This window comes from Nocardia sp. NPDC024068 (assembly GCF_040638875.1).
In the GTDB taxonomy this organism is placed as follows: domain Bacteria; phylum Actinomycetota; class Actinomycetes; order Mycobacteriales; family Mycobacteriaceae; genus Nocardia.
Map to the genome: position 1 here is coordinate 427214 of NZ_JBEZYU010000003.1, position 14291 is coordinate 441504.

At 66.6% G+C, this 14291-nt stretch carries 11 protein-coding genes and 1 pseudogene; 5 read left to right on the forward strand and 7 right to left on the reverse strand.

Annotated elements, in window-relative coordinates; translation table 11 throughout:
* Positions 1 to 12 precede the first annotated feature (12 nt).
* From AB0F41_RS07055 to AB0F41_RS07070, 4 genes are read right to left on the reverse strand one after another with little or no spacing between them, the layout of a single operon-like run.
* On the reverse strand, positions 13 to 1230 hold the full coding sequence (locus tag AB0F41_RS07055; protein ID WP_357421801.1) for an amidohydrolase family protein: 1218 nt from the start codon (positions 1228 to 1230) through the stop codon (positions 13 to 15).
* A 16-nt stretch (positions 1231 to 1246) separates the two neighbouring features.
* A complete protein-coding gene (locus tag AB0F41_RS07060; protein ID WP_357421802.1) occupies positions 1247 to 2548 on the reverse strand; it encodes an amidohydrolase family protein in 1302 nt (433 codons plus the stop codon).
* 36 nt (positions 2549 to 2584) lie between these two features.
* Positions 2585 to 3823, reverse strand: a complete 1239-nt coding sequence (locus AB0F41_RS07065) for an amidohydrolase family protein (protein ID WP_357421803.1) — start codon at positions 3821 to 3823, stop codon at positions 2585 to 2587.
* Positions 3824 to 3843: 20 nt separating this feature from the next.
* Entirely contained in the window at positions 3844 to 4236 is a 393-nt protein-coding gene (locus tag AB0F41_RS07070; RefSeq protein ID WP_357421805.1) for a pyridoxamine 5'-phosphate oxidase family protein, read from the reverse strand.
* Positions 4237 to 4372: 136 nt separating this feature from the next.
* On the opposite strand from AB0F41_RS07070, the gene AB0F41_RS07075 reads away from it, so the two are divergent.
* Both AB0F41_RS07075 and AB0F41_RS07080 read left to right on the forward strand, forming a co-directional pair.
* Positions 4373 to 4789: an OB-fold domain-containing protein gene (locus AB0F41_RS07075; RefSeq protein ID WP_357421806.1), complete on the forward strand. Its 417-nt coding sequence runs from the start codon at positions 4373 to 4375 to the stop codon at positions 4787 to 4789.
* Positions 4790 to 4805: 16 nt separating this feature from the next.
* Positions 4806 to 5954, forward strand: coding sequence for a thiolase family protein (locus tag AB0F41_RS07080; RefSeq protein WP_357421808.1), 1149 nt, complete (start codon positions 4806 to 4808; stop codon positions 5952 to 5954).
* A gap of 41 nt (positions 5955 to 5995) precedes the next feature.
* On the opposite strand, the gene AB0F41_RS07085 is transcribed toward AB0F41_RS07080, so the two are convergent.
* Positions 5996 to 6793, reverse strand: coding sequence for an SDR family oxidoreductase (locus AB0F41_RS07085; RefSeq protein ID WP_357421809.1), 798 nt, complete (start codon positions 6791 to 6793; stop codon positions 5996 to 5998).
* 19 nt (positions 6794 to 6812) lie between these two features.
* Positions 6813 to 7919, reverse strand: a complete 1107-nt coding sequence (locus AB0F41_RS07090) for a phosphotransferase (RefSeq protein ID WP_357421810.1) — start codon at positions 7917 to 7919, stop codon at positions 6813 to 6815.
* Between the two features lie 403 nt (positions 7920 to 8322).
* On the opposite strand from AB0F41_RS07090, the gene AB0F41_RS07095 reads away from it, so the two are divergent.
* The gene (locus AB0F41_RS07095) at positions 8323 to 9819 is read left to right on the forward strand and encodes a carboxyl transferase domain-containing protein (RefSeq protein WP_357421811.1); all 1497 of its coding nucleotides are present in this window, start codon (positions 8323 to 8325) and stop codon (positions 9817 to 9819) included.
* A gap of 4 nt (positions 9820 to 9823) precedes the next feature.
* Positions 9824 to 10045 (forward strand): hypothetical protein, encoded by a 222-nt coding sequence (locus AB0F41_RS07100; RefSeq protein WP_357421813.1) that lies wholly within the window; start codon positions 9824 to 9826, stop codon positions 10043 to 10045.
* Between the two features lie 8 nt (positions 10046 to 10053).
* Here the strand turns inward: AB0F41_RS07100 and AB0F41_RS07105 are convergent, their stop codons facing one another.
* Positions 10054 to 11595, reverse strand: coding sequence for an aldehyde dehydrogenase family protein (locus AB0F41_RS07105; RefSeq protein ID WP_357421815.1), 1542 nt, complete (start codon positions 11593 to 11595; stop codon positions 10054 to 10056).
* Positions 11596 to 12471: 876 nt separating this feature from the next.
* Here AB0F41_RS07105 and AB0F41_RS07110 point away from each other — a divergent pair.
* A pseudogene (locus tag AB0F41_RS07110) lies at positions 12472 to 14291 on the forward strand (DNA-directed RNA polymerase subunit beta); the annotation flags it as partial.

Below are 14291 nucleotides of genomic sequence, written 5' to 3' on the forward strand. Positions count from 1 at the left end.
CCGCCCGGGCGATCAACCGCGCGAGCCGAGTGGAACTCTCGAACCGAGCAGGGTGAGTGCATTGTCGCGCATCACCTTCCGGGTGTCGTCGTAGGAGAACTCCGGGAACTGCGGGATATCGGCGGTGAAGGTGGTGGGATCGGCCAGACCTTCGCCGTGCGGCCAGTCGGAGCCGAACAGGACCTTGTCCACACCGATGGTCTCGGCGAGCAGCTTGACATCGTCCTCGTAGTACGGCGCGATCCAGACGTTGTTCCGCAGCTGCTCCACCGGATCTTCCGTGAAGTGGTAGGGAGCCGTGTTCGCCGCCTTCTTCAACCGCTTGATCAACCGGTGGACGAAGTACGAGCCGTTCTCGATGCTGACCACTTTGAGCGCCGGATGACGGGTGAACACCTGGTGCACGATCATCGAGGCCATCGTGTCGTGGATGGCGCGGTCGTCGAGCAGGATCTGATCGAGCGGGTCCTTCTTGCCGAACCCTTCGAACGTCGCCTTGCCGCCCCATAGTGCCGCGATGGCGAGGTAGCCGCTGTCGGACAGGTGGAACCCCACCGGTACGCCGGCTTCGGCGAGGCGGGCCCACACCGGATCGTGCAGCGGATCGCCCAGCGAGCGTGGTTTGGCCACCCCCGGAACGGGCGCGGGGCGTACCAGCACCAGCTTCGCGCCGCGCTCCAGCACGAATTCGACCTCGGCGACGGCCGCTTCCGGGTCGGCGAGCGAGATGATCGGTGCCGAGACGAACCGCCCGTCGGACCGATCGAAGCCCCAGTCCTCGTCCAGCCACAGGTTGAATGCGTGCAGGGAGGCCATCGTGGCGGGGATATCGTGCTTGAGCGCCTCCTCGACACCACACGCGAAGGTCGGCAGCATGAAAACCGTTTCCAGTTTCTGCCGGTCCAGGACCTGCACCCGGGCGTCGCGGTTCTGGTATTCGGGATGGTCCGGCAGCCGGTCCAGTTTCATCAGCGATCCCGGATCCACTCCTTCGGGAATCTCGCCGCGGAACAGCAGGTCGAGGCAGCCCGGTTCGACGATCGGGTCGAAGGTCGGGTTCGGGACGAAGTGGTTGACCTTCTCGCCCATGACCGCCAGAGTGCGCCTGCCGCTGGTGACCATCTGCACGCCGCGGGTCTTGAATTCCTTGGGCAGGTGACGAGTGAACGCATCCAGCGGTTCGTAGTAGTGGTTGTCGACATCGATGGCCGGATAGTCCAGCTTTGTCATAGTCGTGTCCTTTTGCTCATTCGGTGGCGGTGTGTGCGGTGGCCGCCTCGATCTGAGAGCGGAAAGCCGCCAGTTTCTCCGTCGCGCTGCTCTGGTGGCGGCTGTGCGCCTTGATGCTGACGTCGTGGCCGGCCGAGGCGGCGCGGAGTGCGCCGACGGTCGCTTTCTCCCGCGGTACGTGTGTGAAGGGGTCGAACGAGTACCACCTCATGGCGTTGCGGTGGGTCATCTTCTGGATCTCGTCATCGGTCACGTTCTCCGCGCCGAACACCGAATCCAGCTCCTCCGGTGCGCCGGGCCACATCGAATCGCTGTGGGGGTAGTCCATTTCCCAGGCGATGTTGTCGATGCCGATCTCGCGGCGCAGCCGGACCCCGATCGGGTCGCTGATGAAACAGGTCAGGAAGTGCTCGCGGAACACCTCGCTGGGCAGCTTCCCGCCGAAATCCTGCATCGTCCAGGTGGAATGCATCTCGAAGGTCCGGTCGACGCGCTCCAGGAAGTACGGGATCCATCCGGTCCCGCCCTCGGAGAGACCGATCTTGAGGTCCTGGTAGTCCTTGACCGGACGCGACCAGAGCAGGTCGGCCGCCGCGGAGACGATATTCATCGGCTGCAGTGTGATCATCACATCCGGCGGCGAGTCCGTGGCCGGGATGGAGAGCTTGCCGGACGAGCCGATATGCACGTTGAGCACGGTGTCGGTGTCCACCAGCGCTTTCCACAGCGGGTTCCAATACGCGTCGTGGAAACTCGGGTAGCCCAGCGCGGCCGGGTTCTCGGTGAATGTGAGCGAGTGCACGCCCTTCTTCGACACCCGGCGTACTTCCGCCGCGCACAACTCGGCATCCCAGATCACGGGCAGTGCCATGGGAATGAATCGGCCGGGGTAGGCACCGCACCATTCGTCGATATGCCAGTCGTTGTACGCCTGCACCAGGGCCAGCGAGAAGTCCGAGTCCTCGGTGGCGAACAGGCGGGCGGCGAAGCCCGGGAAGGACGGGAAGTTCATCTGTGCCAGCACGCCGCCGGCGTTCATATCCTTGACGCGTTCGTCGACGTTGTAGCAGCCGGGGCGGATCTCGTCCAGACCCTCCGGCTCCAGGCCGTACTCCTCCTTCGGGCGGCCCGCGACGGCATTGAGTGCCACGTTCGGGATCACCCGATCCCGGAATTTCCACATATCCGCGCCGTTCTCCATCCGGACCAGGCGCGGCGCGTCCTCGGCGTACTTCGCGGGCAGGTGGTTGGTGAACATATCGGGCGGTTCGATGATGTGGTCGTCGACGCTGATGAGGATCATGTCGTTCTTGTCCACGAGGTACTCCCTTCGAGCCCTTTACTGTAAAGAAAACTATAACGCTGTCGACGTGGCTGTAACCGGGGGTTCGACGGCCGTTGGGTCCGGATTCTCGATCGGCAGGCCCAGGAACCGGCGGGCGTTGTCGCCCAGGAAGTCCCAGGTGCGCCGGGTGTCCATACCCTCGGCGTACTTCCAATACGCCTTCGGCTCCGGCAGTCCCTCCGGATGCGGGTAGTCCGAGCCGAACATCACCCGATCCCAGCCGACCGTTTCGACCACGTCCGAGACCGAACCCTCCCAGAACGGGCTCACCCAGATATTGCGGCGGAACACCTCGAGCGGGTCCTCGGGGAAGTTCTGTGGCATCTTCCTGGTCAGATCGGTCAGGTCGTGGAACAGCGGGTGGATCCACGAGCTGCCGTTCTCCACGCTGGCGATGCGCAGGCCCGGGAACCGGGTCAGGGTGCCGTGACAGATGAGGCTGCCGATCATGTCCGAGATCTCCCGGTGCCCGAGCGCCAGCCAGCGGAACGAGCTCATGGCCATGAAGTTCTTCGTGGCGGGTGGCTCCCACTTGTTGACGTACTCGTCCAGCGGCGGCTGGCTGGCGTGTAGCACGATCGGCAGGCCCGCGTCCTGGACATCGCGCCAGAACGGGTCGAACTCCGGCAGTGCAGGCGACCGCCAACCGTGCACGCCCTTGACCGGGGCCGGTTTGATCAGGGCCACCTTCGCGCCGTGGTCCAGGATGTACCGGAGCTCGCGCCGGGCGCCGTCGACCTCGGCGCAGTTGATGATCGGGGTGCTGAAGATCCGGTCCCGGTAGGCGTAACTCCAGTGCTCCAGCATCCACCGGTTGAGCGCGTGGATGATGGCCATGGTCAGCTCGGGATCGTCGGCCGCCGAGTGCTCGACCAGGCTGGCCAGAGTGGGGTAGTTGAGTGTCTCGCGGACGCCCTGGCGATCGAGTTCGGTGATCCGGTCCTCCGGATTGCGGGTGGCGGCGGGCGCCTCGATGGCGGCGCCCTGCATTTCGCGCAGAGTCCGGCCCTCGGTGTTCTCGCCGGCGAAGAACTTCTCGTGCGCGCCGGGGGCGGCGACCCGCTCGAAGGTGGGGTTCGGGATGAAGTCGGTGATCCGGCCGTTGATGGCGAGCCGGGTATGCCGTCCGATCCGGACGTACTGCACCGCCTCGCGGTACCGGTCGGGCAGGTGCCTGATCAGCGCATCGGCTGTCTCGTACATGTGCGCATCGGCGTCGAAGATCGGGATATCCGGTGTTCGAGTCATATCGACGTTCTCCTGAACGGCTATTTGGCGACGAACCTGGTCGCGTCGAGAATCAGGACGACCCGGTCGTCCATGTCCGCGGGGGGCTCGCACTCGGTGTCGCCGTAGCGCTCGCCCAGTTCCGCGTAGAACTTGCCGTCCTCGTCACCCTGGACGGTCACCAGCCAGCCGCGGGTCTCGAGGCACCGCGAGGGCCTATCGGGGTCGGTGATGAGGAACGAGTAATTCGGGTTGGCCTGCAGGCTGGTGAATTTCCGTCTCGGGATCGTCTGGCTCATGCGCAGGTGCGCGCCGTCCCATGTGAAGCGCATGGGGGATTGATCCGGCGAGCCGTCGGGTGCCACGGTCGCGAGGATGCCCACGAGGGGGCGATGCAGCAGATCCTCGAGGCCGCCTGGAATTTTCGAGCTCATGACTCCACCTCGCAACGAGCAGATCGAAATGGTTACCGTTTAACTTACCGTAAGCTATCATTCTGTTGCTGGATCCGGCACTGCCGGCAGCGTGATGAGCGATACTGTATCCCTATCGGTAAAAGTGAGGACAGCGATGCGGCGAATGATCGCGCCGGAAATCTCGACCTGGCCGGACGAGGACTTCCGGCTCGTCGGCGGGGCCTGCGGTGACTGCGGGGCAGCGGTCTTCCCGGTGCAGGAACTGTGCCCGCGGTGCAGCAGGCCGTCGGTCGAGGCGGTCGGCCTCCCGAACGAGGGCGTCCTGGTGGCCTGGACCACCCAGGGATTCCTCCCCGGCGCGCCCTACCTCGGCGACGAGACCGCCGAGACTTTCGTCCCGTTCGGTGTGGGACTGGTGCAACTCGGCGATGTCATCCGGGTGGAAGGCAGGCTCACCGAGAACGACCCGCAGAAGCTGGAATTCGGTATGCGCGTCGCCCTGACCACTGTTGCGCTCGGTACCGACCCCGACGGCAACGATGTGCTCACCTTCGCCTTCCAGCCGCTGTAGACGACCAGGAGTTCAGATGACCAACGATGTCGCGATCGTCGGTATCGGCCTGCATCCCTTCGGCCGATTCGAGGGCAAATCGGCGATGCAGATGGGCGCCGACGCGATCCGGGCGGCACTGACCGACGCCGGGCTGGAATGGAAGGACATCCAGTTCGCGGTGGGCGGCAGCTGGGAAGTGGCCAATCCGGACGCGATCGTGAGCCTGATGGGGCTCACCGGCCTCCCCTTCACGAATGTGTTCAACGCCTGCGCCACCTCCGCGAGCGCCACCGAGGCGTGCGCCGACGCGATCCGGCTCGGCAAATACGACGTCGGCATCGCGATCGGTATGGACAAACATCCGCGCGGCGCCTTCACCGTCGACCCCACCCTGGTCGGGATGCCGAAGTGGTACGGCGAGAACGGCCAGTACCTGACGACTCAGTTCTTCGGTATGAAAGCCAACCGCTATCTGCACGATCACGGAATCTCCCAGCGCACTCTGGCCAAGGTGGCGGCGAAGAACTACCGCAACGGCGTCCTGAACCCGAACGCGTTTCGCCGCAAGCCGATCGCCGAGGACGATATTCTCGCGGCCCCGATGCTCAACTATCCGCTGACCCACTACATGTTCTGTGCGCCGGACGAGGGCGCCGCCGCCGTGATCATGTGCCGGGCCGACCTGGCGCACCGTTTCACGACCGAGCCGGTGTACGTCGAGGCGGTCGAGATCCGGACCCGTAAATACGGTGCGTACGAGGTGAACACGACCTATGCGCCGGTGCAGGAGGACGTCGCACCGTCGGTGTACGCCGCGCGCGCCGCTTTCGAGGCCGCCGGGGTCGCGCCGTCCGATATCGATGTCGCCCAGCTCCAGGACACCGATGCCGGCGCCGAAGTGATCCATATGGCGGAGGCGGGGCTGTGCGCGCACGGCGACCAGGAGAAGTTGATCGCCGAAGGCGCCACCGAGATCTCCGGCCCACTGCCGGTGAATACCGACGGTGGGCTCATCGCCAACGGTGAACCGATCGGGGCCTCGGGGCTGCGGCAGCTGCACGAGTTGGTGCTGCAACTGCGTGGAACCGCCGGTGAGCGTCAGGTGCCCAACGCTCCGAAGGCGGGTTTCGCACTGCTCTACGGTGCTCCCGGTACCGCCGGGGCGACGATCGTCACCACCTGATGGGCGCCGGTGAAACAGGCACTCCGGTGTCCACCCGCGGGTCAGGTGAAGTCCGATCCGCCGTCGACATTGATATCGGCGCCGGTCATATACGAGTTGCGCCGGGAGGCGAGGAAGGCGACCACCGGGCCCATCTCCTCGGGCATCCCGGCGCGCGGCATCTGGGCGGGATGTCCGAAGTGCTCGCCGATCGCCGTCATGAGGCGATAGGGGTCCTCGCCGTCGATACCCGCCGAACGGGCCCAGCTCCGGAGTGCCGGTGTCACGAAGGTGCCCGGTGAGACCACGTTGACCAGGATCTCCTCCGGTGCCAGCAGCTGGGACAGGTTCTTGGAAACGCTGGCCACCATCGCCTTGGCGGCGGTGTAGGCCACCAGGCCGGTGCTCTGCCGCCGGGTGGATTGCGCGGAGAAGTTCACGATGCGAGCCCACTCGGCCCGCCGCAGCAGCGGCAGTGCGGCCTGGACGCAGTGCACCATCGTCATCGCCCCGTGGTCGATCGCCTCGCGCCACTGTTCGGGGGAGAGGGTGTCGAAATCGCCCTGGACATTCGGCCCGACGGCGTTGACCAGAACGTTCAGTTTCCCGCCCCAACGGCCGGTGAGTTCGTCGAAGAGAGCGCGTACGGCCTCGGGGTCGCGGACGTCCGCAGACAGGCCGACGGCGTCCGGACTGCCGCGGCCGGTCAGGTCGCGGGCCGCTGCCGCGGCACCGGTCGCGGATCGGCCGACCACGGCGACGCGGGCGCCCTCCTCGGCGAGACAACGCGCGGTGGCGAGCCCCATCCCGCTGCTGCCGCCCACCACGACCGCGGTCGCCTCGGCGAGTCCCAGATCCATTTCGGTACCTCCCGTCGGTTCAGGTCGGCGCGCCGGTGGCGCGCACCAGCTTCAGCGTGCCGAGTTCGCGGATCGCGTGACAGCAGCGCCGCAGCATCACCCGGAACAGCGTGTCGCCGCGGTCGGTCGGTGTGGCGAACGCGGCACCGAGCGCAATGATCAACGGGCCCTGCAACATTCCGATCCGGTAGTCGCGAAAGCAGGTGTCCAGGTCGTAGTTCCGCACGCCGTGCCGCAGCAGCGCCGTGTGGTAGGCCCCGACCAGGCGGGTCTCGGCCGCCGCCCGCAAGTCCGGTTCCAGGCAGGTCCCGGTGAAGTAGGCGAGATCGCGGGCGGGCAGGCCGACGCCGAGGGTCTGCCAGTCGACCACGTACAACCGGGAGTCGTCGAAGAGCAGATTGTCCAGCCGGTAGTCGCCGTGCATCAGGGCGTACCGTCCGGTGTCGGCGAGCAGCCACGGAGTGACCAGCCCCAGTGCGGCGCGCAGAGTTTCGCGGTCCTCGCCGGACAGCGCGGGGCCGATGCGCTCCAGTGTGGCGGGTAGCGCCATGGCGGCCACCTGACCGAGGCCGTCGGCGGCCGACGCATCTCCGGGTTTGGGCATGGCGCCGACCGGGAGGGCCAGCCAGTCCGGATCGCACCACGAGGGGCCGTGCAGGCCGGCCAGCGCGGTCACCGCGCGCACGGCAACCGCCTCATCGCAGCCCGCGACCTGATCGCCGGGTGTCGCCGGGTCGAGATCGTCGAGTAGCAGCACGAACTCGGAGCCGTCCGCGCTCACTGCACTGTGGTGACAGCGGGGTACGGGGACCTCGGTCCGGTGCGCGACCGTGGCGTAGAACTCCACCTCGCTCTGATAGCCGAGGGTGACCCCGGCACGCACTCCGTCGTCCTGGGCCGGGAGTTTCACCACGAAGGTGTCCGGGAGCCGGGCGGCGGGTCGCGTGCGGTAGCTCACCGTGAGCCGATAGGTGGCGCCGGTCTGACCTGTGCCGATCGGTGTCACCCGCACCTGCTCGACCGCCGCGCCGGTGCCGCCGAGCACGGCGGTGAGCCATTCGGCGGTGAGATCATCCGGCCGGCCCGGGATGGCGGCACCGCCGGCCCGGCGATCCACTGAGTTCATCCGCGTTCCTTTCGGAGGCAGGACTGTAAATACAACGGTAGAAGTTACCGTATCTTGGTACGGCGGCGATGCGGTTCGCGGTGAATCGGTAGCCACGACCGGTTGCCGTCGAGGGTGGTGAGGCGCGATGTGCGGCCACCGGCGTGGCGAGGTCAACGAATCCGAATCCGGGGCCCGGTCGTGGTCGCTGTCCCGGTCCGGGCGCTGGGTGACCCGCCGGACGCCGGCACCGGTAACGGGCGGTTCCGGTTGTTCCGGGGTACTTACGGAATCATTGACAGTAAGGTTGACTATAAGTCGGGCCGACAGTCGGTACAACGCGGTCGGAGCTCGTATCCGTCGATCCGGTACACGCTGCGCTGGGCCGACGCGCTGAGCCGACCACTGCGCTGAGAGGACGAGAATGACGAACGCGCGAGGCTGGAAGGAAACCCTCGAGGATCTCGACGGCCGCCGGGAGCGGTCCGCGGCCATGGGTGGTTCCGAGCGGGTGGCCAAACACCGGGCGAAAGGCAAGCTGACGGCCCGGGAACGGATCACGCACCTGGTCGATCCCGGTTCGTTCCAGGAGTTCGGCATGCTGGTCGGCGGTGAGGTCGCCGCGGATGCCGTCGTCACCGGCTCGGCCCTGATCGACGGTGCGCCGGTGATGGTGGGCGCGGAGGATTTCACCAGCGTGGCGGGCACCATCGCGCCGGGTAGCAACGCCAAACGCTATCGCCTGGCCGAACTGGCCGTCCGCAACAAGGTGCCACTGGTGATGTTGCTCGAGGGTGCGGGATTCCGGCCCACCGGGGCGCACTACGGACGGACCCCCACCGATCTGCTGGCGCAGGCCCGCTGTTCGGGCCGGGTGCCGATGGTCACCGGCGTACTCGGTGCCTCGGCCGGTCACGGCGCCCTCATCGCCCCGGTATCGGATTTCGCGATCATGAGCAGGCAGGGCGCCATCTTCACCGCGGGGCCGCCGGTGGTCCGGGAGTCGACGGGTGAGGACATCGGCAAGGAGGATCTCGGCGGCCCCGGGGTAGCGGTTCCGAGCGGGCTCATCCACAACCTGGCCGACAACGACGAGGACGCGCTCGACGACATCCGCCGATATCTGTCGTATTTCCCGTCCAGCGCGTGGTCGTATCCACCCGCGCTGCTCTCCGACGATTCCACCGAGCCGCGGCCGACCCCGGAACTGCTCGACATCATCTCGCGGGACAATCGGAGCACCTACGACATCCGGGCGGTTCTCGACGCCGTCTTCGACACCCCCGATTGGTTCGAGGTCCAGCCCGGCTACGGCACCGCGATGGTCTGCGCCCTGGCCCATCTCGGGGGGCACCCGGTGGCGGTGGTCGCCAACCAGCCGGAGGTGCTGGCGGGGTCGATCGATACCGCCGCCGCCGAGAAGGCCGCGCATTTCATCTCGGTGGCGGATTCCTTCCATCTGCCGCTGGTATTCCTCGCCGACAATCCCGGAATGCTGCCCGGTGGCGAATCCGAACGTGAGGGTGTGCTCCGGGCGGGCGCCCGGATGTTCGTCGCCCAGACCACCGCGACCACGCTCAAACTGCACGTCACCCTGCGCAAGGCCTACGGCTTCGGTTCGATGGTCATGTCGCTCATCGGTTTCGACGACCAGACCGCGGCCTTCGCCTACCCCGGAGCGACCATGGGCGCGATGAGCGCGGCGGCGCTCGGGCTGGCCTCGGGTGCGGACGAGGATATCGCGGCGCAACTGCGTGAGATGGAACTCCTGGCGTCCTACCACTCCGCCGAACATATGGGTTTCGACGAGCTCATCCGGCCGGAAGAGACACGCGACGCCTTGCTGATCGCCCTGCGGCGCGGGATCTTCGCGCGGCAGCAGGTGCCGGAACCGGTGACGCGCTGCGCAATCGTGCCCTGATCGGATGTGTTTCACCGGGTACGGGTTGTTCGCGCCGGCGGTGGCCGATGCCCTCGGTGTCGACCGCGCGGCGGTGAGCCACCATGTCAGCGGCCGCGACGCGCTGCTCTCCATGGGTCGCGATGAAGACCTTCGCGGAGAACTTCTCGCCCGACGAGATCGCCGGCCGGCCGTGCAGGACGCCTGCCGCGCCTACACGCACGCGTTCACGAACAGCCCTACGTGAATGCGTGTTCAGCCGCGGGCCGGAACCCGATGGCCGATGGTTTTCGTCTCCAGGTACTGCTGGAAGCCCTCCAGTCCGCATTGGCGGCCGACGCCGCTGTTCTTGTAGCCGCCGAACGGAGCGTCGGCGCCGTAGAACATGCCGCCGTTGACCCCGATCGCCCCGGCCCGGATCCGGCGCGCGATGCCCATCCCGCGGTCGGTGGAGGCGGACAGCACCGCGCCGGCGAGGCCGTAGGCGCTGTCGTTGGCGAGGCGCACCGCCTCGTCGTCGTCGGTGAACGGGGTCATCACCAGGACCGGGCCGAAGATCTCGTCCCGCGCGATGGACAGGCTCGGATCCTCGCAGACGAAAACGGTCGGCTCGACGTAGTGACCACCGGCCAGGTGCGGCGCCAGACCCTTCGGCTCGCCACCGCCGGTGATCAGGCGGGCACCGTCGCGGACCGCCCGCTCGTAGGCGTCGAGCACCTTGGTGCGCTGCGCTGCGCTGATCAACGGCCCGACCATCGTTTCCGGCAGGACCGGGTCGCCCACGGGGACCGACCGGAATGCCGCCGCGACGCCGTCGACCATATCGTCGAAGATCGACCGGTGCACGAGCATGCGGCTCGTCGCGGCACAGGCCTGGCCGGCGTGCACGCAGACACCGGCCGCGCTGCGCAGCGCGGCCCGTGGGTCGGCGTCTTCGAGCACGACGAGCGCGGATTTGCCGCCCAGTTCGAGGAAGGTCCGTTTCATGGTGTCCGCGCCCCGCCGCATGAGCATGCGGCCGACCTCCGTCGAGCCCGTGAAGGAGATCAGATCGACCCGCGGATCGGTGGCCAGTAGTTCGGCGACCTCGTTCGACGGCGTGGGGACGACGTTCACCACACCGGCGGGAAAATCGGTGTGTTCGGCGATGATCCGCCCGAGCCGGGTGGCGTTCCACGGCGTGTTCGGGTCGGGTTTGAGCACCACTGTATTGCCGGCGGCCAGTGCCGGTCCCAGTTTGTTGAGTACGACTTCGACCGGGAAGTTCGACGGGCATATCGCGGCGACCACACCCACCGGCTCCTGGACCACCGTGCGGACGTTGCGGTCGCCGAAGAGGCCGCCGCCCGCGAGTTCACGTTCCCAGGGGAATTCGTCGATCAAGCGCGCCGGGTAGCGCAGTGCTTCGGCCAGGGGCCAGTCGAGTTGGGCGATCCGGGTGGTGGAGACCGGGCAGCCGGCCTCGGCGACGAGTTCGTCGCGCAGGACTTCGCTTTCGGATTCCAGTGCGCCCTGGAGTTGTTCCAGACATCGCTGCCGCAGGGACCGGTTCGTGGACCAGTCGGTCTCGTCGAACGCCCGCCGGGCCGCGGCGATCGCGCGCAGCATATCCTCGGCGCCGGCCGCGGCGGTGCTGCCGAGTATCTGCCCGGTGGCCGGGCCGACATTGTCGAATACCGCGCCCGAGGCGGCCGGTACCAGCTCCGCGCCGATGAGCATCCGGGATTCGGAGCGTTCGCCGACCCGGCGACCGAGCTCCAGGCTGAGGGCCGCGTTGCGCCCCGCGACGTCGCTCACATCTGCCTCCTGTTCGGCGGCGCCGGCGCCGCCCGTTTGATCGTTCTTACGGTAGCAGGAACCGTATAGCTTACGGTATGGCGCGACGCTGCGACTCCCACGACCTGTCCTCGGGCTGAAAATCGACGTAGCCGCCGGTTTGGCTTCGACACCGCCCATCGGGACCGATCTGTCGCAGTCGGACGTCGATTTTTCCGTTCCGCGGGATTTTTGCCGCCGAATCCTTCTCGGGGGACTGGTTGAAACCGCCGATTTCCGGTGCGTTATATTTGAGAGGGCACCGGCGATAATGCATCGGGTGGGGGAGGTTTTTTTATCGGTGTTTCGCGTGCGAATTTCCGGGTGGAGATCCGGATGGCCGCCTCGCTGCCGTCCGGTGACATCCTCGATGCGGCGGCACGCGGACTGCGGCGACTGCGCACCCGACGCGCGGATTCCCGGGTGTCCGGAGCGGTTCCGGCGCTCTTCACCGGCCGCGGATCGGTACTACTCGCTGGAGGCACGGCCGGAGCCGGATTCCGGAGGAGTCTCACTCCCCGTGAACAAAGCCGGCTACACGTTCCCTCGGAGAGGCTTGACTCGAGCGGGGGCGAGATGTAATTATTGAAAGGGGAAAGCGCCGCGTATTCGTGCGCTTATTTTCTTTTGGCCCTCGACATTCGTTGATCCCGGGTGTAATTTAGGAATCCGCGCCGGGGCGCGTGCTGTTCAACTCTCGAAATGCGAAACCACCGTGGAAAGTGGCACTGTCGGCGTGCCTGTTTTCACGGTTTGTCGTCGAGTCCGTTCGGACGGCGTCCCGCACGGTGCGCGTATCGGTATACCGCCCACAGGACGAGCAGATCTCGTGGCGCCCGCGCATACGGGCGTCATGAGGTGCTGGAAGGACGCAGCGTGGCAATCTCGAATCACCCCGAGACCGAGGCCGCAACACCAGTAGACCACCCGGATTCCGCCGCGCGGCGGCTGTCGTTCGCCAGGATCCGCGAACCCCTGGAGATCCCGGGACTTCTGGCGATACAGACCGAATCGTTCGAATGGCTGACCGGCGCTCCGGCCGCGCGCGACCGTGCGGTGGTCCGCGGCGATTCGCCGGTCGGCGGATTGGACGAGGTGCTCGCGGAGATCAGCCCCATCGAGGACTACGCGGCAACGATGTCGCTGACTCTTTCCGAACCGCGCTTCGAGGAGGTCAAGGCCTCGGTCGACGAGTGCAAGGACAAGGACATGACCTACGCGGCGCCGTTGTTCGTGACCGCGGAGTTCGTCAACAACAACACCGGCGAGATCAAGAGCCAGACGGTCTTCATGGGTGATTTCCCGATGATGACCGAGCGGGGCACTTTTGTGGTCAACGGCACCGAACGCGTGGTGATCTCGCAACTGGTGCGTTCGCCGGGTGTGTACTTCGACCACTCGGTGGACAAGAGCACCGAGAAGGATCTGCACAGTGTCCGGGTGATCCCGTCCCGTGGCGCATGGCTGGAATTCGACGTCGACAAGCGCGACACCGTCGGTGTGCGTATCGACCGTAAGCGGCGGCAGCCGGTGACCGTACTGCTCAAGGCCCTCGGCTGGACGAACGAGGAGATCACCGAGCGCTTCGGATACTCCGGGGTGATGATGACCTCACTGGAGAAGGACAACACCGCCGGCCAGGACGAGGCGCTGCTGGACATCCATCGCAAGCTACGTCCGGGTGAGCCGCCCACCAAGGAATCCGCGCAGACCCTGCTGGAGAACCTGTTCTTCAAGGAGAAGCGCTACGACCTGGCGCGCGTCGGTCGCTACCGGATCGATAAGAAACTCGGCGCGAACCGCGGCGGCGCAGCCGGCCCGCGCGAACTCACCGACGAGGATATCGCCACGATCATCGACTATCTGCTGCGGCTGCATGCCGGCGACCGGACCATGACCGCGCCCGGCGGCGTCGAGATCCCGGTCGAGGTCGATGACATCGACCACTTCGGTAACCGCCGGGTGCGGACGGTCGGTGAGTTGATCCAGAACCAGTTCCGGGTCGGCCTGTCCCGGATGGAGCGGGTGGTCCGGGAGCGGATGACGACCCAGGACGTCGAGGCGATCACGCCGCAGTCGTTGCTGAATATCCGCCCGGTGGTCGCCGCGCTCAAGGAGTTCTTCGGGACCTCGCAGTTCTCGCAGTTCATGGATGAACGCAACCCGCTCGCGAGTCTCACCAACAAGCGCCGCCTGTCCGCCCTGGGGCCGGGTGGTCTGTCGCGGGAACGTGCCGGCCTCGAGGTCCGCGATGTGCACTACAGTCACTACGGCCGGATGTGCCCGATCGAGACGCCCGAAGGGCCCAATATCGGCCTGATGGGCTACCTCTCGGTGTACGCGCGGGTGAATCCGTTCGGGTTCATCGAGACGCCGTACCGGCGGGTGGTCGGTGGGGTCGTCACCGACGAGGTCGATTATCTGACGGCGGACGAAGAAGACCGGCATATCGTCGCGCAGGCGAACGAACCGCTCGACGCGGCGGGCCGGTTCGTCGCGTCCCGGATCGCGGTGCGGCGCAAGAATTCCGAAGTGGAGATCATCGACAGCAGCCGGGTCGACTATATGGACGTGTCGCCCCGTCAGATGGTGTCGGTGGCGACGGCGATGATTCCGTTCCTGGAACACGATGACGCGAACCGTGCCCTGATGGGTGCGAATATGCAGCGTCAGGCGGT